The organism is Streptococcus sp. E24BD (assembly GCF_041807825.1).
GTDB classification, from domain to species: Bacteria; Bacillota; Bacilli; order Lactobacillales; family Streptococcaceae; genus Streptococcus; species Streptococcus entericus.
Map to the genome: position 1 here is coordinate 1 of NZ_JBGTZB010000010.1, position 25,194 is coordinate 25,194.

28 protein-coding genes and 1 pseudogene are annotated in these 25,194 nt (G+C 44.8%); 6 read left to right on the top strand and 23 right to left on the bottom strand.

Going from position 1 to position 25,194, the window contains the following annotated elements:
* Positions 1-325: 325 nt before the first annotated feature.
* Both ACERC5_RS03570 and ruvB read left to right on the top strand, forming a co-directional pair.
* Complete coding sequence (locus tag ACERC5_RS03570; protein WP_373658544.1) at positions 326-1,228, top strand: helix-turn-helix domain-containing protein; 903 nt, start codon at positions 326-328, stop codon at positions 1,226-1,228.
* A gap of 220 nt (positions 1,229-1,448) precedes the next feature.
* Complete coding sequence (gene ruvB / locus ACERC5_RS03575; protein WP_373658546.1) at positions 1,449-2,447, top strand: Holliday junction branch migration DNA helicase RuvB; 999 nt, start codon at positions 1,449-1,451, stop codon at positions 2,445-2,447.
* Between the two features lie 65 nt (positions 2,448-2,512).
* Here the strand turns inward: ruvB and ACERC5_RS03580 are convergent.
* A pseudogene (locus tag ACERC5_RS03580) lies at positions 2,513-2,791 on the bottom strand (GNAT family N-acetyltransferase); the annotation flags it as partial.
* A 20-nt stretch (positions 2,792-2,811) separates the two neighbouring features.
* Here ACERC5_RS03580 and yaaA point away from each other — a divergent pair.
* Entirely contained in the window at positions 2,812-3,153 is a 342-nt protein-coding gene (gene yaaA, locus ACERC5_RS03585; RefSeq protein WP_373658608.1) for a peroxide stress protein YaaA, read from the top strand.
* A 130-nt stretch (positions 3,154-3,283) separates the two neighbouring features.
* Here the strand turns inward: yaaA and ACERC5_RS03590 are convergent, their stop codons facing one another.
* Positions 3,284-3,688, bottom strand: coding sequence for a hypothetical protein (locus tag ACERC5_RS03590; protein WP_373660168.1), 405 nt, complete (start codon positions 3,686-3,688; stop codon positions 3,284-3,286).
* A gap of 75 nt (positions 3,689-3,763) precedes the next feature.
* Here ACERC5_RS03590 and ACERC5_RS03595 point away from each other — a divergent pair, with 75 nt between their 5' ends.
* Positions 3,764-4,399 (top strand): VanZ family protein, encoded by a 636-nt coding sequence (locus tag ACERC5_RS03595; protein ID WP_373660169.1) that lies wholly within the window; start codon positions 3,764-3,766, stop codon positions 4,397-4,399.
* Positions 4,400-4,534: 135 nt separating this feature from the next.
* Here the strand turns inward: ACERC5_RS03595 and ACERC5_RS03600 are convergent, their stop codons facing one another.
* The 19 genes from ACERC5_RS03600 to ACERC5_RS03690 form a co-directional block, all read right to left on the bottom strand.
* Positions 4,535-5,035, bottom strand: a complete 501-nt coding sequence (locus tag ACERC5_RS03600; RefSeq protein WP_373658549.1) for a GNAT family N-acetyltransferase — start codon at positions 5,033-5,035, stop codon at positions 4,535-4,537.
* Between the two features lie 10 nt (positions 5,036-5,045).
* Positions 5,046-5,981 carry a Gfo/Idh/MocA family protein gene (locus tag ACERC5_RS03605; protein WP_373660170.1) on the bottom strand — a complete coding sequence of 312 codons (936 nt, stop codon included), beginning with the start codon at positions 5,979-5,981 and terminating at the stop codon, positions 5,046-5,048.
* A complete protein-coding gene (locus tag ACERC5_RS03610) occupies positions 5,978-6,127 on the bottom strand; it encodes a hypothetical protein (protein ID WP_373658552.1) in 150 nt (49 codons plus the stop codon). The genes ACERC5_RS03605 and ACERC5_RS03610 overlap by 4 nt, the downstream gene beginning before the upstream one ends.
* Before the next feature lie 68 nt (positions 6,128-6,195).
* A complete protein-coding gene (gene nrdG, locus ACERC5_RS03615) occupies positions 6,196-6,759 on the bottom strand; it encodes an anaerobic ribonucleoside-triphosphate reductase activating protein (RefSeq protein WP_373658553.1) in 564 nt (187 codons plus the stop codon).
* A gap of 18 nt (positions 6,760-6,777) precedes the next feature.
* Positions 6,778-8,919 carry an anaerobic ribonucleoside-triphosphate reductase gene (gene nrdD, locus ACERC5_RS03620; protein ID WP_373658555.1) on the bottom strand — a complete coding sequence of 714 codons (2,142 nt, stop codon included), beginning with the start codon at positions 8,917-8,919 and terminating at the stop codon, positions 6,778-6,780.
* A 125-nt stretch (positions 8,920-9,044) separates the two neighbouring features.
* Complete coding sequence (locus tag ACERC5_RS03625) at positions 9,045-10,595, bottom strand: hypothetical protein (protein ID WP_373658556.1); 1,551 nt, start codon at positions 10,593-10,595, stop codon at positions 9,045-9,047.
* Positions 10,596-10,934: 339 nt separating this feature from the next.
* Complete coding sequence (locus ACERC5_RS03630; protein ID WP_018368113.1) at positions 10,935-11,234, bottom strand: DUF1292 domain-containing protein; 300 nt, start codon at positions 11,232-11,234, stop codon at positions 10,935-10,937.
* A gap of 17 nt (positions 11,235-11,251) precedes the next feature.
* Positions 11,252-11,671, bottom strand: coding sequence for a Holliday junction resolvase RuvX (gene ruvX, locus ACERC5_RS03635; protein WP_373658557.1), 420 nt, complete (start codon positions 11,669-11,671; stop codon positions 11,252-11,254).
* Positions 11,671-11,937, bottom strand: coding sequence for an IreB family regulatory phosphoprotein (locus ACERC5_RS03640; RefSeq protein ID WP_018368115.1), 267 nt, complete (start codon positions 11,935-11,937; stop codon positions 11,671-11,673). The genes ruvX and ACERC5_RS03640 overlap by 1 nt, the downstream gene beginning before the upstream one ends.
* A 176-nt stretch (positions 11,938-12,113) precedes the next feature.
* Complete coding sequence (spx, locus tag ACERC5_RS03645) at positions 12,114-12,512, bottom strand: transcriptional regulator Spx (RefSeq protein ID WP_018368116.1); 399 nt, start codon at positions 12,510-12,512, stop codon at positions 12,114-12,116.
* 240 nt (positions 12,513-12,752) lie between these two features.
* The gene (recA, locus tag ACERC5_RS03650; protein WP_373658558.1) at positions 12,753-13,949 is read right to left on the bottom strand and encodes a recombinase RecA; all 1,197 of its coding nucleotides are present in this window, start codon (positions 13,947-13,949) and stop codon (positions 12,753-12,755) included.
* Between the two features lie 26 nt (positions 13,950-13,975).
* The gene (locus tag ACERC5_RS03655) at positions 13,976-15,229 is read right to left on the bottom strand and encodes a competence/damage-inducible protein A (RefSeq protein ID WP_373658559.1); all 1,254 of its coding nucleotides are present in this window, start codon (positions 15,227-15,229) and stop codon (positions 13,976-13,978) included.
* 26 nt (positions 15,230-15,255) lie between these two features.
* Positions 15,256-15,822, bottom strand: a complete 567-nt coding sequence (locus ACERC5_RS03660; RefSeq protein ID WP_373658560.1) for a DNA-3-methyladenine glycosylase I — start codon at positions 15,820-15,822, stop codon at positions 15,256-15,258.
* Positions 15,823-15,858: 36 nt separating this feature from the next.
* Complete coding sequence (locus ACERC5_RS03665) at positions 15,859-16,242, bottom strand: hypothetical protein (protein ID WP_373660171.1); 384 nt, start codon at positions 16,240-16,242, stop codon at positions 15,859-15,861.
* A complete protein-coding gene (locus ACERC5_RS03670) occupies positions 16,232-16,912 on the bottom strand; it encodes an ABC transporter ATP-binding protein (protein WP_373658562.1) in 681 nt (226 codons plus the stop codon). Before ACERC5_RS03670 ends, ACERC5_RS03665 begins: the two co-directional genes overlap by 11 nt.
* Complete coding sequence (locus ACERC5_RS03675) at positions 16,905-17,792, bottom strand: hypothetical protein (protein WP_373658563.1); 888 nt, start codon at positions 17,790-17,792, stop codon at positions 16,905-16,907. The genes ACERC5_RS03670 and ACERC5_RS03675 overlap by 8 nt, the downstream gene beginning before the upstream one ends.
* Positions 17,793-17,816: 24 nt before the next feature.
* On the bottom strand, positions 17,817-18,704 hold the full coding sequence (locus tag ACERC5_RS03680; protein WP_373658564.1) for a hypothetical protein: 888 nt from the start codon (positions 18,702-18,704) through the stop codon (positions 17,817-17,819).
* A gap of 24 nt (positions 18,705-18,728) precedes the next feature.
* On the bottom strand, positions 18,729-19,604 hold the full coding sequence (locus ACERC5_RS03685; RefSeq protein WP_373658565.1) for a hypothetical protein: 876 nt from the start codon (positions 19,602-19,604) through the stop codon (positions 18,729-18,731).
* 182 nt (positions 19,605-19,786) lie between these two features.
* Positions 19,787-20,122, bottom strand: a complete 336-nt coding sequence (locus ACERC5_RS03690; RefSeq protein ID WP_149036268.1) for a hypothetical protein — start codon at positions 20,120-20,122, stop codon at positions 19,787-19,789.
* 305 nt (positions 20,123-20,427) lie between these two features.
* Between ACERC5_RS03690 and ACERC5_RS03695 the strand changes: the two genes are divergently transcribed.
* Positions 20,428-21,279 carry a helix-turn-helix domain-containing protein gene (locus ACERC5_RS03695; protein ID WP_373658566.1) on the top strand — a complete coding sequence of 284 codons (852 nt, stop codon included), beginning with the start codon at positions 20,428-20,430 and terminating at the stop codon, positions 21,277-21,279.
* A 23-nt stretch (positions 21,280-21,302) separates the two neighbouring features.
* On the opposite strand, the gene ruvA is transcribed toward ACERC5_RS03695, so the two are convergent.
* On the bottom strand, positions 21,303-21,902 hold the full coding sequence (ruvA, locus tag ACERC5_RS03700) for a Holliday junction branch migration protein RuvA (protein ID WP_373658567.1): 600 nt from the start codon (positions 21,900-21,902) through the stop codon (positions 21,303-21,305).
* A gap of 154 nt (positions 21,903-22,056) precedes the next feature.
* Between ruvA and ACERC5_RS03705 the strand changes: the two genes are divergently transcribed.
* A complete protein-coding gene (locus ACERC5_RS03705; RefSeq protein ID WP_373658568.1) occupies positions 22,057-23,082 on the top strand; it encodes a low specificity L-threonine aldolase in 1,026 nt (341 codons plus the stop codon).
* A 91-nt stretch (positions 23,083-23,173) separates the two neighbouring features.
* Here ACERC5_RS03705 and ACERC5_RS03710 read toward each other — a convergent pair whose 3' ends face one another.
* A complete protein-coding gene (locus ACERC5_RS03710; protein ID WP_373658569.1) occupies positions 23,174-25,069 on the bottom strand; it encodes a M13 family metallopeptidase in 1,896 nt (631 codons plus the stop codon).
* Between the last annotated feature and the right edge of the window lie 125 nt (positions 25,070-25,194).

A 25,194-nucleotide genomic window follows, 5' to 3' on the forward strand; every position in this document is an offset into this window, starting at 1 on the left:
AAAATTACTTACTAACGAAGAGTGGAATCTTGTCCAAAAACTCGCTTCCGGAAATGCTTTTAAAGGGAAAAAGAATATCATTACAAAAGTGAAAAAATTAATCAAACAACTTGAAGGTGAGTGATTATAAGCTTTAACATAAGAGCCTGGAAAACTTTTCCGGTCTCAGTTTCTATGCAGATTAACCAAAGAAAGTAAAAGTCTACTCGTTATAGCTAAAGGCTATGGTACTTTATAGTTAAAATGTATAACCAATATATTGAAAGCACTAACAAAAATTGATATAATTATCTTATTCTGGTAAAACAATTCAAAAGGGGTTGCTATGAAATTCGGAAAGAAAGTTAAAGCGTTACGACAGGCTCAAAAGATAACTAAAGAGGCCTTTTGCGGCGATGAAAGCGAACTATCTGTGCGCCAGCTAACACGCATCGAAACAGGTAAATCAACACCTACATTGGCTAAGGTTCAATTTATCGCTAGTCGATTAGGGGTTAAAATCGGTGATTTAACCGATGAGAGTTTTGAATTGCCAGCGCGCTATAAAGAGTTGAAATACTTATTATTGAGGACGCAGACGTATCAAGAAAACAGCAGATTAGAAGAAAAAGAAACTTATCTAAATGAGATATATGATGATTTTTATGACGAACTCTCTGAAGAAGAGCAATTAGTAATTGACATCATTGATACAAATTTAAGATTAGGCTTTGATGATAATTTCTTTTCTGCTAACAAAATTCTCGAAGATTATTTAGACCAACTCTTCACAAAAAATATTTATACTGCCAACGACCTTGTCCTTATTGATCTTTATTTGCTTGCTATAAAAAAGAAAGACTTTCCTCCTGAATGGTTTGATAAAAAACAATATAATGAATTAATCAGCAATCTTTTTAAACATGTTGATATTGTCCCTCTTGAAGATTTATCTACTCTTAACTCTGTGTTTATTAGTGTATTTTCTAATTCTATCAGCTTAAATTGTGAAGAATCTATGGGAAAAACGATTGCCGCAATGGAGCGAATTATGCAAAAGACACAAGATTTTCAAAAAATGCCAATTTTCAATCTCATGAAATGGAAATACTATTTATTCCAGGAAAAAAATGAAGAAGAGGCTAGATTGTGTTACGAAAATGCTTGTATGTTTGCTAGGCTAGTTAGCGATAAAACCTTGCTAACTAAATTATCTGCTGAATGGAAGCAAGATATCGCTCGTCGATAAGACATTTTTGTCCTGTTAAGATTAATGATGTTCCGATACAATAAGTATGTAATATAAATTATTAATTTTAAAGGAGATAACACCATGTTCTTTTTCAACTTCGCTGCAATTAGTGCTTTCATCGTTAAGCCATTGGAAGAACTCAGTTGGTGGTGCGTTAAATAACTGAACTGTAACATAAAAGCAAGCTTATCGCTTGCTTTTATGTTATACTATTTTCATGAACAATCTACTAGACAAGCAACAACTGTCTGGGGAGGAGGCGGTTGAACGTACACTCCGTCCCCAGTATTTTCGAGAGTACATCGGTCAGAACAAGGTTAAGGAGCAGCTGGAAATTTTTATCAAGGCTGCCAAACTGCGTGACGAAGCCCTGGATCATGTCCTGCTCTTTGGTCCTCCGGGTCTTGGGAAAACGACTATGGCCGCGGTAATTGCTAACGAGCTGGGGGTCAATCTCAAACAAACTAGCGGTCCTGTCATTGAGAAACCTGGTGATTTGGTCGCTATCCTTAACGATCTGGAGCCCGGTGATGTGCTTTTCATTGACGAGATTCACCGCATGCCCATGGTTGTCGAAGAGGTGCTCTACTCGGCGATGGAGGACTTTTATGTCGATATTATGATTGGGCAGGGGGAAAATAGCAGAGCTGTCCATCTGGATTTGCCTCCTTTTACCTTGATTGGGGCGACGACACGGGCTGGGATGCTGTCCAATCCCTTACGCGCTCGGTTTGGTATCTCTGGGCACATGGAATATTATGCCTTGGAGGATCTGACGGAAATCGTTGAACGGACGGCTGACATCTTTGAAGCTGAAATCACCCACGAGGCTGCTCAGCAATTGTCACGGCGAAGCCGTGGAACTCCCCGTATCGCTAATCGCCTGCTCAAGCGGGTGCGGGATTTCGCCCAAATTATGGGCGACGGGCAAATTGACGATCAGGTAACTGATAAAGCCTTGACCATGTTAGACGTGGATCAGGAGGGGCTAGACTATGTCGACCAGAAAATCCTGCGCACCATGATTGAGGTTTACCGTGGTGGTCCGGTCGGGCTGGGAACGGTGGCGGTGAACATCGCCGAGGAACGTGAGACGGTCGAGGACATGTATGAACCTTACCTGATTCAGCAGGGGTTTATCATCCGTACCAAGTCTGGTCGGGTCGCTACCCAAAAAGCCTATGAGCACTTGGGGTATCCCTATCCTCAGACTTAACCACACGTTATCGAGATAATGCACAAAAAGAGCCCACGAGGCTCTTTTTATCGTCAACTTTCATCTCAAGTTAGGTCGATCCAATAAAATTCATCATGGTTGACCGTTTTTTCATAATGTCCACCATTACCCAAAATCAATTGTCGACTTCTCTTGTTATCAGCGTCACAGATAAGTATTAGTCGTTTCAAGCCTAACTGTTTGAGTTCAAGCAGCCCTAGCTTTAGCTGGGTATTCCCATAACCCTTGCCACGCTCCGACGGACGAATCGAATAGCCAATATGCCCATACTCGTCAACAATTTCTGGGGTGGTATCCTTACTAAAGGAGAAAATACCGAGTAAATCACCTCTATCGCTAAAACATTGACGATTACTCCCTCAAAACCTATTGGCGCCCACTCTATGACCAAGCTGTCAGCAGCGAAGACCTCTTGATTTCTCTCCTCTCAAGCGAGTTTGAAACAGTCTTTTCACCGACTGTTCAAGAGCGTTTTGTCAGAGTGCTCTTCCATGAGGAAAAAGCTGGACAGCTCAAAACGCATTCTACCATTTCCAAAAAAGGACGTGGTCTTCTCCTCAAGCAAGCCTGCCTGGAAGCAGTGGAGACTCTGGATCAGCTCAAAGAGCTGACTTTTGCGGGTTTTACCTATCAGGCTGTTCTATCCAGCGAGCAGGAATTGGTTTATGTCCGTCCAGCTGATTAAACAAGATTCAGGTCAAACAAAATCTTAAAATACTATAGCCCTAATCTTTTAAGATAGTTAGGACTAGAATGTTCTTAAATATAATCTAAAATGGTCAATTGCTTCAAATAATTAGTCAGACAATCATAGTCTACTTATTAAATGTACCACTGATATAGTAGGTCTGACCCGAACTCTCTGTTGTCGAAAAATACAAGCGATAAGTTCCTGATGATAAATAAGGAGAGAAAGTAGCAGACCTTGTTTCATAATAAGTTTCAGAAGCTACCGAATACCACGTCCAACCGTTATGCTTTTGCACGGTCACTGTCATTCCGATACCATTGCGGTTATAATCTCTTTGCTGATAATGATTGATTGTAACCCTTTGGGAACTATTGAGGTAGGTCGAGCCAAGCGACGGCCTGCTCCTTATCCCCCAACCTTCATAGCTAAATGCAACGGCAGCCTGTACCACGCTTGTGGCCAATGATAAAAAAGTCACAGCAGACAAGACTAAGAAGACTATCTTTTTATTGAAATTTAATGATTTCATAAGTTTACTCCTTCTATTTTTTTATTATAATGTATACGTATACATTATAATTTTCTCAAACAGGAGTCAAGTAAAATGAAGAAAAATATCATTTATGTTGTTATAACCCTTCTTATGAGTCTCGTTTTCTTTTTCGGACTAGCTAATTTTTATTCCTTTATTGCCTATCCCTACCTAGTGCTCCTGTTAGGAGGGGCTGGAGTTGACATTTTGAGTCAGACTTGGCTCATTATCACGTCACTAGTCGCCATCACTCTTTTATTTGCTACCAACGTTTGGCAACTCCTCCACCTACGATTCAAAAAAACATTTTTGAAAGTCCAGACCCTCCTCTATCTTGTCGCTCTTCTCTTTGTCATCATGCTCAAAAGTCGAGGGGTGCAGGGAATTAACTTAAACCCACTAAATCTCCTCACCCAATTTCAGGAGTCAGCCTTTATCGTTTTTGCCAACATCGTCCTCTTTATCCCCGTTGGTTTCCTGCTGTTTCGTCGTGTCAAAACGCTCAAAATGGTTGTCGCCTCTGCTACGATTGGTCTGATAATCCTAGAAATCAGCCAGTATCTTCTTCATCTGGGTATCGCCGATGTGGCTGATATCCTGACTAACCTGTCTGGTATTCTTTTGGGCTATTTAGGCTTAGATTTATTAAGGGACTTGGGTTGGAAGAGTCGAACAGACAGTAGCTACATCTATTTCTACAAAAACTAGTACGCTTTGACAATCAAAATCAGATGTCGTCACCTCGCCTAACTGCACCACCAGTGCTACCTTCGATTCGTTTCCTAGTCTGATGCTGATTTTTTGAGTATAACCAGCAAAAAAGAGCCATTTGGCTCTTTTTGTCTACTCTAAATCAACCCAATACCGCTCTGTGCCTTCACGCACGTCTTCCAACACGCCGCCGTTGGCTAAAATCGTCGCTCGGCTGGCTGGATTTTCCATGGAACAGGTGATTAGTACGCGGTGAATATTTTTCTGTGGGCACTCTAAAAGCCCCAACCGCAACTGCTCCTTAGCGTGACCCTTACCCCGCTCACTCGGTCTGATGGAATAGCCAATATGCCCACCTTGTTGTAGCAGGAAGTCATTGAGCCGCAGACGAAGATGAAGAAAGCCCAAAGATCGCCCAGCCTCATCAAAAGAGACAAACTGAACAGCTGGAACAAACTCTGCTGGGATATTGAGCCCCATCTCTGCGTCGGCGTTGTACTGGAGCCAGTCAGCATAGTCAAAGTTCTCAGGAGTCCAAAAGCCGCCATCGGTCGCAGAACCTGTGGCGATAAACTCCGCCATCATTTCCTCGACAGCCGCTTGATCCGCTAGGGTTGGTCGTCTTAGTTGCATGACAGTCCTCCTATTCTGGCAGGGTTAGCTGGAGCTGACCGCTGCTGGTTTTACTGTGGTTGATTTGGTGGCAGAGCCAATGGCTGAGCAAGCTGCTAGTAGGGTCTACAGGATTTTGCTTGGTCTTGATAGCCGTCAGAAAGGCGTCAACAATGCTCTCAAACCCTCGTTTGTAGAGGGTCGTATCCCAGGAACCAAAGCTCTTGGTCTGTTGGTCGTCTCCCTCGATGATGGTCAGCTTGTCCAGATTTTCCAGCTGATAGGTCGCTTGTGGGGTTTGGATGTCCATGACCTCATGGCGAGAGCCTGCTTGCAGGTTCATGCCAATGTGAATTAGCTCAGCTTGGTCAGTTTCCAGTGTGACAGCAACCTGTCGCAACTGTCCTGATGGCGTCAGGTAGTAGCGAAAATCCCCAGAGACAGCTCGGCCATTTGCCAAAAAAAGCGCCGTATCTAACGGGTGGATAAAGAGGTCATAGAGCTTGAAGGTCAAGTCGGCGGGACGGTTGGTGTCGTTTTTCTCGACACGAATGTGGGTCTTGTTCGTGAGCTGGGTCAGCTCTGTCACTCGAGGGGCGAAGCGGCGATTGAAGCCCGCCATAAGAAAGGTGTTGTGCTTTTCAGCCAAGGCATAGAGCTGGCGCGCCGCCTCGTAGTCCTCTGCCAAAGGCTTGTCCATGTAGATAGGAATCCCCCGCCGCAGAAACTGACTAGCCAGCTCCACGTGCGCCACCGTCGCTGCATGAATCATGACCCCATCCAGTTCCACCGCCAGCAAGTCTTCTATGGCTTGGTAGGTGTTGGCTACTCCAAAGAGGCTGGCAGTCTCTGCCAATACTGCTTGATTGCGGGTAAAGAGATGCCACTCCACACCTGTCAGCTGCCGCAGATAGGGCAGGTAGGCTTTCTGGCAAATGCCGCCAATGCCAACAATGCCAATTCTCATCCCTTGTTCCCTTTCTTGGTCCTAGCGACAAACTGAGCCTTCAGGTCTTTGAGTTTGTCGGTTTTATCAGATTTGCCTGTCGAATGTTTCTCGTGAAACCTAGTTACCTGTGCCTGCCCCTTGTAGTCGAGTTGGTATTTTCCCATGATTGTCTCCTCTGTGGTTGATTTGATGTGACCTCTAGCTTACCATATTGTCAATGGTTCGTCAAAGGTTACTCCATCTCCTGCAACCTCGACCACAGGACAACTTCACCAGTTGCTAACGACGTTGGGACATCAATGATGCGTTGGTTAGATGACCCGCGAAACTGTAGGCGGAGATTGCGCTTGCTGCGGTCATATCGTCCATCAACCAAAATATCGAGGAAACGGAGCAGTTCTAGCTTGTCCTCGGTTTCTAGCTGCAGTTCCTCCCAAGTGTAGCCTGTCCAAGACCAGATGTCCTTATCAGGCAGTTCTCTTCGTATCCGCTTAACCAAGGGAAGGAGAATCCCTGTGTTGAGAAAGGGTTCGCCCCCTAGCAAGGTCAGCCCTTGCACATAGGGCTTGGCTAAATCAGCCATTATCTGCTCCTCAAGCTCCTGGGTATAGGGAATACCTGCCCTAAAGTTCCACGTGGCAACGTTATAACAGCCCTCACAATGAAAGAGGCAGCCCGACACATAGAGGCTGCACCTTACCCCCTCACCATCTACCATGTTAAAAGCCTTGTAATCCATGATGTGCCCATGGCTTAGCTCGTCACTTTTCCATTCTTGGGGCTTGGGATTATTCATGGTCGCTCCTTTCAGGTTTTATAAGCTAGAGGCATTCATGTGTTTGACTCGGGCAACAATTTCCTTGTGGCGACCGGCGACCATGGGACGGGCTTGGGGATTGCCCAGATAACCGCAGGTGCGCTTGACCACATCAACGGTTTTGGGATCCGTATTGCCACAGTCTGGGCACTGGAAACCTCGCTCAGTCGGCTCAAAGTCCCCCTCAAACTGACATTTGTAGCATTTGTCAATTGGGGTATTGGTGCCTAGGTAGCCAACACGGTCATAGGCGTAATCCCAGACGGCTTCCAGAGCCTTGGGATTTTGCTGGAGAACAGGGTACTCGCAGTAGTGGATAAAGCCGCCGCTGGATCCTGCTGCTGGGTAATCTTTTTCAAAGTCCAGTTTGTCAAATGGCGTTGGGTTCTTGCGCACATCATAATGGAAGGAGTTGGTGTAATACCCCTTGTCAGTGATGTCTTTGACACACCCAAATTGCTCGGTGTCTAAGCGACAAAACCGATCGGTCAAACTCTCTGATGGTGTGGAATAGACCGAAAAATGGTAGCCATACTGATCTGACCAGGTCTCGCATGCCTGCTTGAACTGGCGGATAATGTCCAAGGTAAAGGTCTTTGCTCTGCTATTGGTCTCCCAATCTGCCCCATAAAAGACTGTCGCCACCTCATAAAGACCGATGTAGCCCAGTGAAATGGTCGCCCGACGGTTCTTGAACACCTCATCAACTGCATCGTTCTCGGCTAAGCGGCGGCCGAAGGCGCCGTGCTGGTAGAGAATAGGCGCGTTTGTCGGGCTAGCTTCCTTGACGCGCTGGACACGATAGACCAAAGCATCATGTGCGGTGGTCAGGCGCTCCTCCAAGAGCCGCCAAAAACGTGACAAGTCACCCAAAGACTCTAAAGCAATCCGCGGAAGATTGAGGGTGACCACCCCGAGATTCATCCGACCAGAGTTGACTTCTTGACCGTTCTCATCTGTCCAGCCCTGCAAAAAGGAGCGACAGCCCATCGGCACCTTGAAGGAGCCTGTCAGCTCAATCACCTGATCATAGGATAGGATATCAGGATACATCCGCTTGGTGGCACAGGCCAGCGCCAGTTGCTTGATGTCGTAGTTGGGGCTGTCAGGTTCCAGATTAAGCCCTCGTTTGAGGGTATAGATGAGTTTTGGGAAAATAGCTGTGCGACCTTCGCGCCCCAGACCCTTTAAGCGGATTTGGAGGATAGCACGCTGGATTTCTCGTTCTAACCAGCTGAGCCCTAGACCAAATCCCAGAGAGACAAACGGCGTTTGACCGTTGGAACTAAAGAGGGTGTTAATCTCATATTCCAAGCTCTGCATGGCATCGTAAATGTCCTTGACCGTCTTTTCCTTGGCGTAGGCATCGACCTGGTCAGGGCTTAGCCATTTTTCCCCTTCAAGGCGGTGCTTGTTATAATTGAGTTGAGCATAAGGGGCTAACAATTCATCGACACGGTCAGCTGAACAGCCCCCGTATTGACTGGAAGCGACATTGGCGATAATTTGAGACATCTGCGCTGTCGCTGTCTGGATAGACTTGGGACTCTCCACGTCAGCGTTACCAATCCGAAAGCCGTTTTCAAGCATATTGGCAAAATCAATCAGACAGCAGTTGGTCATAGTCGTATAGGGGCTATAATCCAAATCATGGTAGTGCAAGTGTCCACGTTGATGAGCTTTGGCCACATGAGGGGGTAAGAGTGACAACCCGAAACTTTTTGCGACTAGACCAGCAGTCAAATCCCGCTGAGTGTTAAACACCCGAGCATCCTTATTGGCGTTTTCATGGACAAGGCTACTATCAGCCGTCGCCAAACGGTTGAGCGCCTGCCCCATATCTGTCGCTGCTACAAATGCCCTTGCCTCTTCACTAGCATATGTTAGCATGCTCTCTGCTAGCTCGCCATAACCAGCCGTCTGCAAGGTTTCTGACAATAATGTTTGAATTTCGCCTGAACTGATGTTGTCTTGTTCAGACTGACTGATTTTCTGACCTACCGCATCACAAATCTGCTGGCATAACTCCCTTAACTGCTCCTGATTAAAAGATTCATAATACCTCGCGGTCTTTACTAAACTCCGATACAGTTTATCTGCATCAAATAATTGCTGCCTGCCGTCTCGTTTAATAACCATCAGTTGTCTCATGATATTGATACCCACCTTGTTAGCAAATTCACTTTTTCTCCATTATAGCAAGAAGAGCAAAAAAAATCAATATCTTGTGGTCTATTTTTTAAAAAGACACAAGATATTGATTTTTACTGTTTCTGGTAGAAGTTAAAATGAGTAAACTGGGGTGATGACAGGTGTTGATAATCCTTATCCAACTTCTCCTGTAATTGTTCAGGGAGAGGAAGGGACTTGTTAACAATGACAAAGCTTGCCTGTCCTCGCAACAGTTCATCGACAACCTGTTGCTGAGTGGTTTGAGTCATAGGATAAGCGGTGATAATGGGAATCTGGCTTGCCGAGGTCAGGTGACTGTCCAGATAAATTGTCGCGGATTTATCCCAAGCGTAGATCGATGTCTCACCAGTTACCTCGCTAGACAGATACTGAGCTATCTGTTCTCTTTCAGCTTGAACAGCTTGTTCTGTCAAGATAGGAGACAAGCGCCAGACTAGCCCAACTAAAAGCAATACCGCAGGCAGATAAGCATGGCTTTTCAACAGACCAACCGATGAGGAGGCTAACTTCTGACGACGGGCTGAACGGCTGTTTACCAAAGTCGTTTTCTCATCAGCCAAGCCCAGACCTGTTAGTAACAGGCCAAACGGCAGTAGCAGCAATAAATCTGTAAATGACCAAGATTGCCCAAGTACGGCCACAATTAAGTAACTCAAGGTCAGCAACGCCAGCAAAACAACACTGGCAGTCTGCTCTGACATGTGTCGAAAAACTTTCGGCAAAAAGAGCAAACCTGTCAATAGCCCCAACCCAAGGGCAAGGATGGCATTGACCCCCATAGGCAGAAAACTCATCGTGCCAGTGTCGGACAAGCTGCTGAAGTTCCCAATAAAGGCTTGCTCAAAATAGGGTGTCAACAAATCCAAGTTAACCGCAATATAGGCCAATGGGTAGATGATTAAAATGATACCGAACACCATGGCTAATTGTTGATAGAAGCCTCTAGCCCAACGTTTTTTAGCGATATTGGAACCGGTGAAAACGACAAAACTGAGCAACCAAAACACTAATGTCCGAGGCTCCAAAGCTAAAGCCAAGGCAGACACCAGACCATAAGTGATAAAAATTTCATCGCGCCGCCAGTCATTTAAATAGGTCACCAATAGCCATAGACCAATCAAGACAAACGGAATGGCCAATTGAACCGAGAGAAAACCGCCGAATCCAACAACGGCGTTGACTGCGTAAAACATCCCTGATAACCCCAGCGCCTGTCGGTTATCCCCTGTCCAATAAGACACCAGTTTAAACAGGTAAATCCCTGATAGGTATAAACACCCAAGCTGGATTAGCATCATCCACTGAAGCCCACCTAGGAATGTGGTTGCAGCAACCAAAGCACTGTAAAGAAGTCCAGATCGACTAAAAATCGAAACATAAGGCAGTTGCCCTTGAGTAATCCCCCAAGCCATGTAAAAAATCTGGCTTTGCAGACCATCTGCAGAGGTACTGATGTAAAGGGGAACGAAAGACATGAGAGATACAACCGTACTCCACAGCATCAAGAGAAATTGATGCGATAGGGGCACTCTGTAATCTCTTAATCTTTTCTTTGGTCGCTCCGCAAGTGGCGCCTCAAGCAATTTGTCCCAATCCTCGGGGTTTAGAAAATGTTCACTCACGACATATCTCCTTATTCATTTGTAGTTCTTGTATAGCTTGCTGTCAAACTTAAAAAACTGGGCATTCAACACCCTGCATTATCCAAGCCTCAAGCCCAATAATCGGATTTCCAATTTCTCGTCTGGACAACCCGCCTATCCTCAGCACCCAATAGGCATTTTTTACACGTGTTTTCTGGAATTTGGTTTCACCAAATACTTTTATCCTATTTTGTATGCTCCGTTTGTATCTTTCATTATATCACCTTTTTCAGCTTTTTACTAACTAAAAAAGACCAGCATAAGCTAGCCTTGACATCGGTTATAGCCAGATAAAAAACGGCGCTAGACCGTTTTTTACTATTCTTCATCAACAAAGCTGTTGAAGACTTCTTCGATCATATCCCACTCAGCATCAGAATCTTCAGGGATTGGTAATAAGTCGCCTTCTGTACCGTCCTCATTTTCTGTATAAGAGTAAGCTTGAATCTCAATCTCACCTGTTTCATCTGCCTCTGCACCTGCTGGCACTAGGAGGACATAGTTCTTACCGAATTCTTCTCGACCATCAATGGTCAACAAAATTTCAAAGAGGGTTTCGTTGCCCTCTTCATCAACGAGGGTAATCACATCGTGATCATGTTCATGGTTATGTGACATAGTTTCTCCTTTATTTCCTAGAAAGACCGGTCAAGGTAGTTCTGCAAAATTAGCTGAGCAGCTAATTTATCAATAACTTTTTTACGCTTGTTACGGCTGACATCTGCTTGCTCAATTAAGAGCCGCTCTGCTTGAACGGTGGTTAGTCGCTCATCTTGATAATCAACAGGCAACCCAAACCGTTCAATAAGGAGTTCCCCGTAAGCCTGACTTGCTTCGGCACGAGGACCGAGGCTGTTATTCATGTTCTTTGGCAGACCGACGACGAACTTGGTCACTTGATAGTTCTTAACCAACCCTGCTAGGCGATCCAAACCAAACTCACCGTTATCCTCGTTAATTGGAATAATTTCCACACCCTGAGCTGTGAACCCTAGCGGGTCACTAATCGCCACTCCGACAGTCTTTGACCCAACATCCAATCCCATTACTCGCATCAGAGGTCTATCCCATTGCCTTTCAGGTAAAAGCGAACCAACTCTTCAACCAATTCATCACGCTCGTATTTACGAATTTGATTTCTAGCATCGTTATAGCGTGGGACATAAGCTGGGTCCCCACTCAGGACATAGCCTACGATTTGGTTAATCGGCTGATAGCCTTTTTCGCTCAACGAGCGATAGACAGACGCCAAGGTCTCGCTAATTTCTTTTTTATTGCCGTCATCCAGTTGAAAACGGACAGTATCTTCTGTAAATCCCATAACGTCCCCTTCTTTCCTTATCTTATTAACTATTATACCTTATTTTTATAATATTTTCAAGGACATGCTATCCTTTCGTCACCGAACATTGCTAGCGATTTTTCTCCAAGCTAAGCAAATCAGATTGATAGATAAAAAGGCTGGGTGAATCACTGTATCAACCAACCTTTAATAACCTATAAAGCAGCCCGCAAACGAGCTTCCGAATTTTCAACATCACGCACCGAACGTGGCAAGAAAATGCGAATGTCATCTTCTTTGTAGCCAACCTGTAGGCGTTTGTTATCTACTAAAATCGGACTTTTCAAAATACGAGGATTTTCTTGAATCAATTCAATCACTTGATTGAGGCTCAAGTCGTTAACATCCAAATCAAGAGCCTTGACATAACGATTTTTCGACGAAATGATGCTATCAACACCGTTTTCGGTTTTTGATAAGATATCGAGAATTTCTGCCTTTGTCAAGGGTTCCTTACCAATATTTTGTTCTTTATATGGTAGTTTGTGGCTGTTTAACCAAGTTTTTGCTTTTTTACATGAGGTGCAACTGGAGATGGTATAAATCGTAATCATTACTGATCCACCTTTCTATCAAGTCATACTACCATTATAACACAAAGCTGAGACACTGGTCGTAGGTCTTTAGACCTATTTTTACGACAAGCTAAAAAACCAGTTTTTTAGGGTTAACAGTAACCCGAGATAAGTACAACAGTCACTTCAACTTCTGATGGCACAACCTAAAACAAGCCACTGGCTTGTCTCGGCTTTTCAATTTTTTTGCCTCGACCTAAAACAAGCCACTGGCTTGTTTTAGTCCTCCAGATCGATATCGTCATCGTCAAGGTCAAGTTCCAAGAGGGTATCTTCCTCTTCGATAACCTCGTCAGCTTCTTTTTTCTTGCCTTTAGCCGTTTTCTTGCCTTCGGTCTCGATGGCAGGCAGGTCTTCACCTTCTTCAGGTTCAATCAGACCGTAGTGAAGTCGTACCTTACGGTCAATTTCTGTAAAGATGTCAGGGTTCTCTTTGAGGAAATCCTTGGCTTTTTCAGACCCCTGACCAATTTTTTGATCATTATAAGAATACCACGCACCTGATTTTTTAATAATATCCAAGTTCGTAGCAATGGTCAAAAGTTCACCAGTCTGTGAAATGCCCTCGCCGAACATGATCTCAACAAGAGCCTCCTTAAATGGTGGCGCAACCTTATTTTTGACAACTTTGATCTTCGTTTCCTTACCGATGCTCTGGTCTTTCTGATCACCAGTCCCCTTAATTTGACTTGACCCACGAACATCTAGACGAACAGAAGCATAGAATTTAAGGGCACGTCCACCAGGTGTGGTCTCAGGACTACCGAACATAACACCAACTTTTTCACGGAGCTGGTTGATAAAGATAGCAATCGTTTTGGTTTTGTTGATAGAGGCACCTAGTTTACGCATGGCCTGACTCATCATCCGAGCCTGCAAGCCGACATGATTATCACCGATGTCACCATCAATTTCTGCACGCGGTACTAGAGCGGCTACTGAGTCAATAACCACCAAGTCCACCGCACCTGATTCGATGAGCTTGCCCGCAATTTCTAGCCCCTGCTCTCCGGAATCTGGCTGCGAAAGGAGCAACTCATCAATATTAACGCCCAGCGCTTGAGCATAAATAGGGTCGAGCGCATGCTCCGCATCAATAAAGGCTGCGATGCCACCTTCTTTTTGAACTTGAGCTACCGCATGCAAAGCAACAGTTGTCTTACCAGAGCTTTCCGGTCCATAAATCTCGATAATCCGCCCTTTGGGATACCCACCTGCACCCAAAGCAATGTCCAAGGCCAGAGAACCTGAACTAATCACTTGAACCTTTTGCTCCGCTCGCTCGCCGAGCTTCATAATGGCACCTTTACCAAAGTCTTTTTCGATTTGCTCAAGGGCTTTATTTAGCGCTTTTTCACGCTCTTCACCAAATTTTTTAGTGATATCTTCTAATTTCTTTGTCTGTTTTTTAGCCATGTTGTCTCCTTTTAATCACTTTTTCATTATACCATAGTTTTGTCAGAACAGATAGCCTGACGAACGAGATTTAGGACGTGCAAGACGGCAATCTGACGGATATGCTGCCTACCACGGTCACCGATGGTCAACTTGTGACTTATGACGCCATACTCTGTTGCAAGCCCCAGATAAACCGTCCCAACGCTCTGTCCCTCCAGCTCTTCTGGACCAGCCACACCCGTCAGGGCAACTCCTAAATCACTACCTGTCAATCGCCTACTCTGCTCTGCCATTGCCTCCGCAGAAACCGCCGATACTGTCCCGTGCTGGCGTAACAGCTCAGGTGAGATCCCCAGCATCTGCGCCTTTTGTTCCAGACTATAGGTGACGAAACCACCTTTGAAAATAGCTGAGCTACCGGCCTGTTCTGTTAGGGTTGCTTGCAAGAGCCCGCCTGTCAGGCTCTCTGCTGCGGTCAGGGTCAGCTGGCGCTCCTTGAGCAAATTGACCACCACAGCTGCGAGCGAGTTGTCCTCGCCATAGCCATAGAGACAGTCCGCTAACCCCTCATGGGCTAGAATTGTCGCCTCCAGCTGGTCAAATGCAGCATCTGCCAACTCTTGACGACTACTTTTGGTCGACAAGCGTAGGGTGACCTCGCCTGTCTTGGCATAAGGAGCGATGGTCGGATCTGTCTGATTGGCGATGAGGTCTGCGAGCACGGTCACTAGTTGACTCTCCCCAATCCCGATAAACCGTAAAACACGGGAGTAAAGCCGCTGTCCATCGGATAAGAAGGGTAAGAGCTGTTCTTGCACCATGGGCTTGAGCTCGCTCGGCGGACCAGGCAGGACAACATAGGTCACCCCATCCTGCTCGACCAGCCCACCAACGGCCAAGCCTGTTCGGTTAGGCAGGGGACGACTACCATCCACCAGCTCTGCCTGCCGGTCATTGTTTGGGGTACGATGATAAGTGGGGCGGCTGGCAAAAAAATGGTCCAGCTTAGCCATCGCATCTGGATCAGCAATCAAGTCTCGCCCCAGAAACTCAGCCAAGGTCTGCTTAGTCAAGTCATCCTCGGTCGGACCCAAACCACCACAGAGGATGACTAGTTGACTTCGGTTTTTAGCCAGTTCAAGCACCGACAGCAGCCTGTCTCGGTTATCGCCGACCGCTGTCTGAAAGTAAACATCTACGCCAATTTCTGCCATTTTTTCCGCCAAATACTGGGCGTTGGTGTTGACGATTTGCCCTGTCAACAGCTCTGTTCCAACGGTAATCAGCTCTGCTCTCATAAGTCCTCCTAATCAGTTATTCGTAATCACTGGGTATTTTTGCAAAAACAGGTGTCTTCGTGGTCGTTAACCAATCCCGCAGCCTGTAAATACGAGTAAACACAGACTGGTTCGACAAAGGTAAAGCCCCGTTTTTTCAAGTCCTTGGACAGGGCTTGTGACAGGGTCGTCTGAGTGGGGGCTTGGCTGTAGTCACTGACAGGATTAACCTGAGGTTGACCATTTACCCAACTCCAGAGGTAGCGGTCAAAGCTGCCAAACTCAGTCTGCACTCGCTGAAAAGCCCGAGCATTTTTCCGTGTGGCATAGAGTTTGGCTCGGTGACGGATGATGTCTGGGTTGACCAGCAGACGGTCCAGCTCCTCGTCGGTCATCTGGGCCACCTTGTCCACGGCGTAGCCATGAAAAGCTGAGCGAAAAGCCGAACGCTTGTTAAGAACAGTTTCCCAAGACAGCCCTGCTTGATAGGTTTCTAGGCAGAGCAGCTCAAAAAGCTTGTGGTCGTTGTGGAGAGGGAGTCCCCACTCCTCGTCATGATAAGCAACATAAAGAGGGTTACTGATTTTCACCCAAGAACAACGTGTTTTTTCCATGGGATAAGTATAACATAAAAAGCACCTGATGAACTGTCAGTGCTTTAGAATATACTCTAACATGAGGTGTTTGGCCAATATAGCGCCGATAATAAACAATAATAAACCGATAACGCGAAAAAAGTCGCTGGGAAGGATAAAGAACAAGCCAACCTCCCAGATAAGGACGGGCAGTAACTGCCATCTGAGTTGGCTGAGAAATGATGCCGTTAGTAGCTGGTGGTGCGGTCTGCCTAACAGGTGATGAATGCGAAACTCTTTTCGCTTTGACAACATCATCATGTAAAAAAAGATTAGGTTTAGCAGATAAAGGGCGCTCAGCCAAAGCAGACCTTCTACTGGTTCTTTCCAGTGAAAAAAGATACTCATCAACAAACTGGTATAGAGGTTAAGTAAGCGAATCCGCCACTCATGCATCATCTGAGCCCCCTTGTGTCATCAGCTTCAAACGGTAATCGCTAATCTGGTAAACCTTATCGGCTATGGCTGTCAAGCGGTCATCGTGGGTGGCGATGATGATAATTTTCCCGTCGGCTTTTAAGGTGTTAAATAACTCTATGACCAGCTGAAAGTTGTCTGCATCAAGATTGCTAGTCGGCTCATCGGCAAGAATAATATCTGGGTCCAAAAGAATACTGCGGATAATGGCTGCCCGCTGTTTTTGACCGCCCGAGATGCGCTTGACCTTAGTCTCCAGAACATCTGATACCTCAAATTGGTCGGCTAATTGACGAGCCTTGTCTTCAAGGCTTGACTTGTCTGCTGAACGACGATACAAGGCAGGCAACAACAAGTTCTCAAGCACGGTGTAGTCGTCAATCAAGGCAAAATCTTGTAAGATATAGCCGATATGACGGTTACGAAAACGGCTCATCTGCTTATCATCTTGACAAAAAATCTCATTGCCACGGTAATGATAGCTGCCATCATCCATTGATTTTACCCCAGCTATCATATCCAGCAGGGTTGACTTCCCAATGCCGGACTTGCCCATCAGCAAAACGATTTGACCCGCTTCAACTGTCAGGTCTATGCCTGAAAAAATCTGCTTGTCCTTATAGGATTTTTTAACTTGTTTCAACTCAAGCATCGAGAAACCTCCTTAGTTGGTTTTTGATTAATTTTGAAACGATGGTAAGTACTAGCAATTGATAACCAAATAGATAAAGGGAATCCCATATCAAAAACTCTCGCCATGGGAAAATCACTATGATGCTAATCAGCGCTAGCAGAAACCCCAAGGTCGGCAAGACCGTGACTGACAACACCAATTGTCGATGCAGTTGAGTAGCCGACAGTCCCACTACACGAAGTAGGCGGATATCCTCTTGACAAATTGTCATGACAGAAACAACTGCCCAGTAAATCAGTAATAAGCCAAAGCCAGACGCCAGCACGTTGACCAACAGAGCAAAGAGAGCTCCGCCACCGTAATAGCCGATTTCTGATGCCGCTCGTTCTCTCAAGGATGTAAACATCATCGTCACATTTAAGCGACCTGCCGCCTTTTCTAATCTCTTTAGTTGTGACTGGTCAACATTGGTCACTAATAAATCAGCAAAAAACGTCGGGTGATAAAGGTCGTTTGCTAGTTGCGTTGACAACTCGGCTTCTGATAGAATCGGCATTTCCGAAATGCTTTGGTCACCTTTCAAATAGGTTCGTTTCCCTTTGTACAAACGATTATCGGAAGTATCTTTGAAAAACGTTTCCTTCAGCAAAACCATCAACTGCTGACGCTCGCTAGCCGTGTTCGGCAGTATACGACCATCAGTGTCTGTTTGCGGCATCACAAAGACATCATAAATATCATCGGACGATTTCTGATGAAGGGCTATAAGCCTTGGCAAATTTTCAACGAATAGATTGGTATTGTTCCACGATAGAACGGTCGTGATAAAGGTGAACAGGCTCATAATACCAAAAACATACCAGCGCTTTTTAACGATTGTCCAAAACACATACGCCATTGTTAGCTCCTTTGTAATGACAACTCAAGCATCGAGAAACCTCCTTAGTTGACTTGACAATAGTTTTGATATTATAAGTCCGATCAAAAACTGGTAACTAAATAGATAGATATAATCCCAAATGAGTATCGTACGACCAACAGAAATGCTGTGAATAAATAATAACGATAGGAAAATTCCAAACATTGGAGCGCTTAGCACCAGTATCAGCAAGTACCGATGCAGTTGAGACTTGGATAAGCCAATAATCCTCAATAATCGAATATCCTCTTGACAGATGATGAACAGAGAGTGGATAAGCCAGTAAATCAGTAATAAGCCAAAGCCAGATGCTAGCACGTTGACCAACAGAGCAAAGAGAGCTCCGCCACCGTAATACCTTAATTCACTCTGAAATCGCTTTTTAAGAGAGGTAAACATCAAGTTAATTCTTAGTTTTTCAGCTAACAACTCAGCTTGTTTTAAGTGTTCGGGAGATGTATTTGCCACTAATAAATCGTCAAAAAATTTTGGTTGAAAAATATGTCCTGCTAGCATCTGTGAAAGTTCGGACTGCTCTAATTTAGGCATTTCAGTCAATCCCTTATCGCCTTCCAAATAGCCCTGTTTGTCTGTATAAAGTTTATCTACACTCTTATTGTTAAAAAATGTGGTCTCTAGTAAGCCAATAAATTGTTGCCTTTCGCTAGAGGTGTTGGTTATGATAAGACCGTCTGATTCAGCATGAGGAACTGCCACAATTTCATAAACATCGGTTGATGATTTGTCATGAAGCTGCATGATATAGGGTAATTGGGTAAACAATAGATTGGTATTGTTCCACGATAGAACGGTCGTGATAAAGGTAAACAGACCCATGATACCAAAAACATACCAGCGTTTTTTAATGATTGTCCAAAACACATACGCCATTGTTAGCTCCTCTATGATATCAATTCAAGCATTTAGAGACTTTCTTAGTTGACTTTTTACAATAAAGTAAATCAAGCTTAGCACAAAAGCATTGAAGCAAAGTAAATAAATATAATCGTAGGCAATCGCACCAAAGCCAATGGCATGTGCAAAAATGATAACTAGGATAGAGGCTAAAAAAATTGGGCTAAATAGTAATAACGAAAAGCCAATACAAATGTCTTGCTTATTTGCTCCAACAATACTTAATAATCTGATGTCATCTTGATAGAGGTTTAAGCTTGTTTGTATCAGCCAATAGAGCAGCGCTAATACAAATATCAGAATAAATAGAGCTGCCCCTAGCCCGAATAAAAAGTTGACAACATAATAGTTCACTTCTGCCGATAAACGTTGGTTAAGTGACTCAAACGACATGTTTATATTAAGCGTTTTGAATTTTTCAGTAACGGCACTTAAAGTGGATTTTGACGTATTTCTAACAAGTAAATCATCTAAAAATAACTCATCAAGTGTACCTGAATTTGCAAAAGAAGATTTCTCCCTGAATTCTTCAAAGGTCAACTGTTGTAGACTTCCCCCTTCTATATATCCCCATTTATTGTAGTAGAGAGTTTCACTAATATCTTTGTCAAAAAAAGTTTCTTTGATAATGTTATAAAATTCTTCTGTTTCCTCTGAAGAATTTGGGATAATCCTCTGGTTGATGGTGTAAGGTAGATGAATGATTTCATAGTCATTATCACTACGCTTATGATATAACCCTATCAACTGCGGTGCGTAACGAAATAAGCGACTAGACTCATAAAATGTCAAAAAATTCATGACAAAACCTAATAAGATAATTGACACAAAAATATACCAACGCCTGGCAATGAGTAGCCGATAAATATATCTCATCCAGAATTCCTCCATTTTCAATCCATCCCATTAGATAATACAGATGAGAGTGGGACAAAAATCGGTCATTCGTCAGAATTCAATGAGTCGTCCCACCTCCGCACAGTTGAGTAGGGCTGTGAAAGCTGATAAAATCAGCGAATTAGAGCCCACTCTATAATCGCTCTTGATATAGATGTTCATCACCATTGAGCATAAAATTGAGTGACGTAACGCCGACCTGAAATTAACGAATCCCAAACATAGGTTGTCTGATAATCTTCTGCGGCATCAGACCAAGATGGTACCAGAGCAGTTACGGAACCAACGACCCTACCATCTCTTTTATAAATTCCTCTTGCAGCACCTCGTGCTGCTTTCGTATAGGCTTCCCCAAAATAGCGCAATTGTAATTGCTCTGTACTTCTTACCCACTTAGGACCATTGCTGAAGGTTATTGCCTGAATAACTTGAGCAGTTCCTAAGCCAAGCAAAGATAGGGCAGTCAAGGTCATTAGTTTCTTTTTCCAATTTTTCATCATCAATTCTCCTTTACGTATTATAACATTTTGTTCGTTTTTTAGCACACATTAACTGTTAGTTAATCCATCGGACTCACCTTGATTCTATCTATTTATAATACTGCTTGCCGTAAAGCATTAAAGCAATATTAACCACGTCCAATCTAGGGATAAAACTGGAGCAATTAGACAGGTAGTAATAATTAGTTTAGCTAATATCAAGTTTTTCATTTTTCCTCCTTTTCTTTATTTTATGATACAATAAAAAGTAGATAAGCGATTAAAATGTAAACTTTTTTCACTTTTTATTTTAGGAGGATTTTATGAGACATGATTTTGGCTATATCTATAAAAAAATTCGAAAATCAAAAGGTTTAACCCAAGTTCAAGTTTGTGGCGATATGATTTCGAGAACCACACTGACCAAGATAGAAAGTGGCATAGTTGTCCCTAAGTTTGAAAACATGATTTTTCTCCTTGATCAAATCAACATGAGTTTAGAGGAATTCCGCTATATCTGTAACCACTATAGACCACGACAAAGAGAGCATATCTTTGAGAGAGTTTATAACTATAAATCAATAGCAGATAACACAGAACTCTACCAGATAAAATGCCTGTGTGAAGAACATCTAAAAACTCACCATGATATTCCCATAAAAAAACTCCTAGATAAAATCAATGTGACCCTCTTAGTTCGCAAGCAAGGTTTTTTAAATCCTTCTGAAGAACTACAACAGCTTACTAAAAGAATCTGGGACGAACTTGCTAAGCAAGATACTTGGTATGAACGAGACTTGAAAATGATTGGTGTGATTTTGTTTACCTTTCCTTTAGAAACGATTATTGTCACAACTGATAAACTGCTTGTCAGTCTCGAAAAATACAAGGATTACCGTAACATCAACGACCTAAAATACGCTCTCCTTGCCAACCTTTCCAGTATTTTTCTCTATAACAACCTCATCAAGGACTGTGAACGACTGACGATGATGATTGAAGACTTAGCTCGTGAGACCAAGCGTTATGACCAGCTAGGGTTTGCGCAGGTTCGCTTGGGCATTTGCCGTGATGACCGCGATTTGATTGACAAGGGGCTAGCACTCCTCGACCTAACCGGAGAAGAACAAATGTTAAGCAATTTTCGAGAAGAACTCGATAAACTGAAAAAATGAGCAGGTTGTCCTACTCATTTTTCTTATTTCATCAGCATCTTGAGCGCACCCTTGATGTAGTTCTCCGTTGTGTCTGTCGTGCCATCAAAGAAGGTCTTGATCTTTTTGAGCTCAGCCGCTTTGTAGCCGAGGGCCAGAAGGGCCTCTATGGCTTCTTCAAGAGCGGTGTTTTCTGGGGTCAATGGCAGAGCAGCTCTGCTATTGGCGTCAGCCGAAGTAGCCGTAGGCTCAAACTTGCCAGCCAAGTCCAGCACCATCTGCTGGGCTGTTTTTTTGCCGACCTTGGGGAACTTGGTCAGGTAGGTGATGTTGCTGCTGTCAATGGCGGCGACCAGCCCGTCATTGTCGTCCACTGCGATGATGGCGAGGGCGGTGGTTGGTCCAATCCCTGTGACCGAGATGAGGTTGAGGAAGACTTCTTTCTCACTTTCGCTGGCAAAAGCGTAGAGGAGCTGGGCGTCCTCACGCACCACCTGATAGAGGTAAAGCTGGACGTCCTGACCAACACGGTCTGAAAAACGGTAGGGATTGGCGATATGAAGTAGGTAGCCGATGCCATAAGCCTCGACCACGAGGTGCTTGGCGGTGATTTTGGTCAGTGTGCCTTTGATATAGTCGTACATAGAGTCTCCTTTATACCATTATACCACAGCAAGATAAAAAGAAAAATAGCCCATGAAGTGGTTCCGACACTGACATTCTCTTCCATCAGTGACAAAAAAATCTTGCTTTTTAACTAAAAAATGATAAGCTAGTCCTAACACGAAAGGAGATACCATGTTACATTTTGAAAATGATTATAACGAAGGGGCTCACCCCGAGCTACTCAAAGCCTTGTTAGAAACAAACACTGAAAATTTAGCTGGCTACGGGACAGATTACTACACCAAACGAGCAGCTGAAAAAATCAAGCTGGCCTGCCAATCACCAGATGCAGACGTGTTCTTTTTAACAGGAGGAACACAAACCAACCAAGTTGCCATCGCAAGCCTCCTTCGCTCCTATGAGGGGGTTGTAACTGTTGACACTGGGCATATTAACACCCATGAAGCAGGCGCGATTGAGTATACTGGTCACAAGGTCTTAACAATCCCTCACGAACAAGGCAAGCTCTCTGCCCATAAACTAAAGGCCTATCTCGAACAGTTTTACCAAGATGATGCCAAAGAACACATGGTAGCACCAGGTATGGTCTACATCTCACATCCGACAGAGTATGGCACACTCTACTCCAAAGCGGAGTTAGAAGCCCTCGCTTCAATCTGTCGTCACTACACCTTACCGCTCTTTCTTGACGGCGCACGCTTGTCCTATGGCTTAGCCGTGACCGAGACAGATGTCGATTTGCCGACAATAGCAGAGCTTTGTGATGTCTTTTACATCGGCGGCACAAAAATCGGTGCTTTAGCAGGTGAAGCCTTAGTCTTTACCAGACAGCCCATGCCGAAAAACTTCACCAGTATCGTCAAGCAACACGGCGCTCTTCTCGCAAAAGGGCGGGTTCTTGGTGTTCAATTTGATCGCCTGTTTACTGATGACTTACACCTAACTATTGGGCGTCACGCTATCAAACTCGCTGAACAAGTCAGAACGATTCTCCTTGAAAAAGGCTACCACCTTTACATCGATTCTCCGACAAACCAGCAGTTTGTGATCATCGACAATAGCCAGCTGAGCAAGCTCGCTGAGTCAATGGTCTATACCATCTGGGAACCTTATGATGATAACCGTACCGTCATCCGCCTAACAACCAGCTGGTCAACCACGCAGGAAGATGTCGACCAATTAAGAGAACTATTATAACAACGAATCTAACAACGAAAAAGTGGCGAATCGTTTGACTCGTCACTTTTACATCATTACCGTCAATCACTGACAAGACACTCGTCAATGACTACCAGATAATCACACGATCCGCTTCATCACGCCACATACCATCTGCTGGTGTGACCCCAAAGGTCTCATGGAATTCAGCAAAGTTTGGTACTTGCAAGTTACAACGCAAGTGACCTGGGGCATGGACATCAACACTAGCCAGCATTTGCATGTACTCCTCACGAGCTTTCAAACGCCAGATGGTGGCAAAGTTGGTGAAATAGTCTGCCGCTGAGAAGTCAGCTTCTTTCTTGGCAGCTTCTAAGGCACAGGCAAGACCTCCTAAGTCTGCCACGTTTTCAGATACCGTCAGCTGGCCATTGACCTTGGCACCGTGAGAATCCTGTCCATCAAAGAGAGCGACAACCTTGTCTGTCCGCTCTTTGAAGGCCGCGTAGTCCTCGTCTGTCCACCAGTTTTTCAAACTCCCATGCTCATCAAAGCTGGCACCGTTGGTATCAAAGGCATGGGAAATCTCATGCGCAATGACCGCACCGATCCCCCCATAGTTAGCAGATGAAGACTGCTCCAAACTGTAAAACGGCGCCTGCAAGATTGCCGCTGGGAAAACAATCTGGTTCTGTTGAGGGTCATAGTAGGCATTGACCATGTGAGCCGGCATGTGCCACTCGGACTTGTCAACAGGTTTATCCCACTTGCTCCAACCGTGACGGATAGAAATCTCTGCTAATTTCTGAACATTGTCGACTAGAGACTTGTTTTCATCGATGATTTTTTGCGCATAGGTCTCAGGGAGTTTTTCTGGGTAGCCGATGTGTGGCACGATGGTATTGAGTTTGGCGATGGCCTTGTCACGAGTCTCGGGCTTGAGCCAGTCGTTGGTCTCTAGGCGCTCCTTGTAAACTGCAATCATGGTTCTCACCTTGTCCTCAACGTCCTTCTTAGCTTCTGGCGAGAAGTAATTCTGCGCATACCAGAGACCGATGGCTTGGCTATAAGGACTTTGGGCCAGGTAACTAGCTGCTTTTTTCTTGTCCATGGCTTGTGGCGTCCCCGAGAGGTGACGCCCATAAGCTCCCGCTAAAACCCTGATCTCGTCTGTTAGGTAGCTGGTGTACTGTTGCGCCGCCAAACTCAAGAGACTTGCCTTGAGGGCTGGCCAGTTGGCTTCTGAATAAAATTCCTTAGCAAAGCCTGTCCAGAAACGCTCCTCGCGCACGATAACCTGCTCTGGCAAACGCCCCAAAATCTCTGTGAACACCCTATCCAGTGGCAACTCTGGTGTCAGAGCGGTAAAGTCTGCCCAGTCGTAAGGGTGGTAGTGCTCCACATACTTGGCTGACTCTTCGTTTGATAGGACATACTGGGCAATCTTGGCATCCAAGACGATGATCTTGTCCAGCATATCGGCAATCTCCTCAGCTGTAAAACCAAAGTGAGGTAGGAGCTCTTCCTGGCAGCTCCGCCATTTCGCCAACAACTCCGCTCCCTTCTCATGACCGTCCTCATAGTAGGTTGTGTCTGGGAGAATGGTATCCATACCATAAGCCCAAAGGACATTGTGCTGGGCGTTCATAAAGTCAGGCGACACCCCAAACGGCAGGAGGTTGGGCTTACCTGCAAACTCAAAGTCTACTAGTTTATCAGTGAAGGCTTTGAAAGAGTTGAGGGCACGAATTTCCTCGATCAGGGGCATGGCTGGCGCCACACCATCAGCCTCACGTTTGTCAAAATCAGCCGCCAAGCGATGGAACTTGACGAAGTTTTGCAGAATAGGATCTGTCGGCACATCCTCACCTGCCAACCACTTGTCCGTAGTCTCAAGCATGAGCTTTTCTATGCCCAGGTGCAAATCCATAAAGCCACCTGTCGTTGGCTTGTCATCTGGAATCACAGCTGTCTTTTCCCACTCACCGTTAACACTCTTGTAAAAATCATCTTGTAAACGTGTCATTCGTTCATACTCCTTTTCAGTTGCTGGATATTATTGTAGCAAAATTTTGACGTTTTGAGTAGAAAAAACGTTAAAGCCCAGCAAATTGCTGGGCTTTAACTAGGAGATTTATGAAAAAGATGAGT

Excerpts from the sequence above, each read along its gene's own strand:
- ACERC5_RS03570 (WP_373658544.1), top strand. The coding sequence starts at position 326 with ATGAAATTCGGAAAGAAAGTTAAAGCGTTACGACAGGCTCAAAAGATA.
- ruvB (WP_373658546.1), top strand. The coding sequence starts at position 1,449 with ATGAACAATCTACTAGACAAGCAACAACTGTCTGGGGAGGAGGCGGTT.
- ACERC5_RS03590 (WP_373660168.1), bottom strand. The coding sequence starts at position 3,688 with ATGAAATCATTAAATTTCAATAAAAAGATAGTCTTCTTAGTCTTGTCT.
- ACERC5_RS03595 (WP_373660169.1), top strand. The coding sequence starts at position 3,764 with ATGAAGAAAAATATCATTTATGTTGTTATAACCCTTCTTATGAGTCTC.
- ACERC5_RS03600 (WP_373658549.1), bottom strand. The coding sequence starts at position 5,035 with ATGCAACTAAGACGACCAACCCTAGCGGATCAAGCGGCTGTCGAGGAA.
- ACERC5_RS03605 (WP_373660170.1), bottom strand. The coding sequence starts at position 5,981 with ATGAGAATTGGCATTGTTGGCATTGGCGGCATTTGCCAGAAAGCCTAC.
- ACERC5_RS03610 (WP_373658552.1), bottom strand. The coding sequence starts at position 6,127 with ATGGGAAAATACCAACTCGACTACAAGGGGCAGGCACAGGTAACTAGG.
- nrdG (WP_373658553.1), bottom strand. The coding sequence starts at position 6,759 with ATGAATAATCCCAAGCCCCAAGAATGGAAAAGTGACGAGCTAAGCCAT.
- nrdD (WP_373658555.1), bottom strand. The coding sequence starts at position 8,919 with ATGGTTATTAAACGAGACGGCAGGCAGCAATTATTTGATGCAGATAAA.
- ACERC5_RS03630 (WP_018368113.1), bottom strand. The coding sequence starts at position 11,234 with ATGTCACATAACCATGAACATGATCACGATGTGATTACCCTCGTTGAT.
- ruvX (WP_373658557.1), bottom strand. The coding sequence starts at position 11,671 with ATGCGAGTAATGGGATTGGATGTTGGGTCAAAGACTGTCGGAGTGGCG.
- ACERC5_RS03640 (WP_018368115.1), bottom strand. The coding sequence starts at position 11,937 with ATGGGATTTACAGAAGATACTGTCCGTTTTCAACTGGATGACGGCAAT.
- spx (WP_018368116.1), bottom strand. The coding sequence starts at position 12,512 with ATGATTACGATTTATACCATCTCCAGTTGCACCTCATGTAAAAAAGCA.
- recA (WP_373658558.1), bottom strand. The coding sequence starts at position 13,949 with ATGGCTAAAAAACAGACAAAGAAATTAGAAGATATCACTAAAAAATTT.
- ACERC5_RS03655 (WP_373658559.1), bottom strand. The coding sequence starts at position 15,229 with ATGAGAGCAGAGCTGATTACCGTTGGAACAGAGCTGTTGACAGGGCAA.
- ACERC5_RS03660 (WP_373658560.1), bottom strand. The coding sequence starts at position 15,822 with ATGGAAAAAACACGTTGTTCTTGGGTGAAAATCAGTAACCCTCTTTAT.
- ACERC5_RS03665 (WP_373660171.1), bottom strand. The coding sequence starts at position 16,242 with ATGATGCATGAGTGGCGGATTCGCTTACTTAACCTCTATACCAGTTTG.
- ACERC5_RS03670 (WP_373658562.1), bottom strand. The coding sequence starts at position 16,912 with ATGCTTGAGTTGAAACAAGTTAAAAAATCCTATAAGGACAAGCAGATT.
- ACERC5_RS03675 (WP_373658563.1), bottom strand. The coding sequence starts at position 17,792 with ATGGCGTATGTGTTTTGGACAATCGTTAAAAAGCGCTGGTATGTTTTT.
- ACERC5_RS03680 (WP_373658564.1), bottom strand. The coding sequence starts at position 18,704 with ATGGCGTATGTGTTTTGGACAATCATTAAAAAACGCTGGTATGTTTTT.
- ACERC5_RS03685 (WP_373658565.1), bottom strand. The coding sequence starts at position 19,604 with ATGAGATATATTTATCGGCTACTCATTGCCAGGCGTTGGTATATTTTT.
- ACERC5_RS03690 (WP_149036268.1), bottom strand. The coding sequence starts at position 20,122 with ATGAAAAATTGGAAAAAGAAACTAATGACCTTGACTGCCCTATCTTTG.
- ACERC5_RS03695 (WP_373658566.1), top strand. The coding sequence starts at position 20,428 with ATGAGACATGATTTTGGCTATATCTATAAAAAAATTCGAAAATCAAAA.
- ruvA (WP_373658567.1), bottom strand. The coding sequence starts at position 21,902 with ATGTACGACTATATCAAAGGCACACTGACCAAAATCACCGCCAAGCAC.
- ACERC5_RS03705 (WP_373658568.1), top strand. The coding sequence starts at position 22,057 with ATGTTACATTTTGAAAATGATTATAACGAAGGGGCTCACCCCGAGCTA.
- ACERC5_RS03710 (WP_373658569.1), bottom strand. The coding sequence starts at position 25,069 with ATGACACGTTTACAAGATGATTTTTACAAGAGTGTTAACGGTGAGTGG.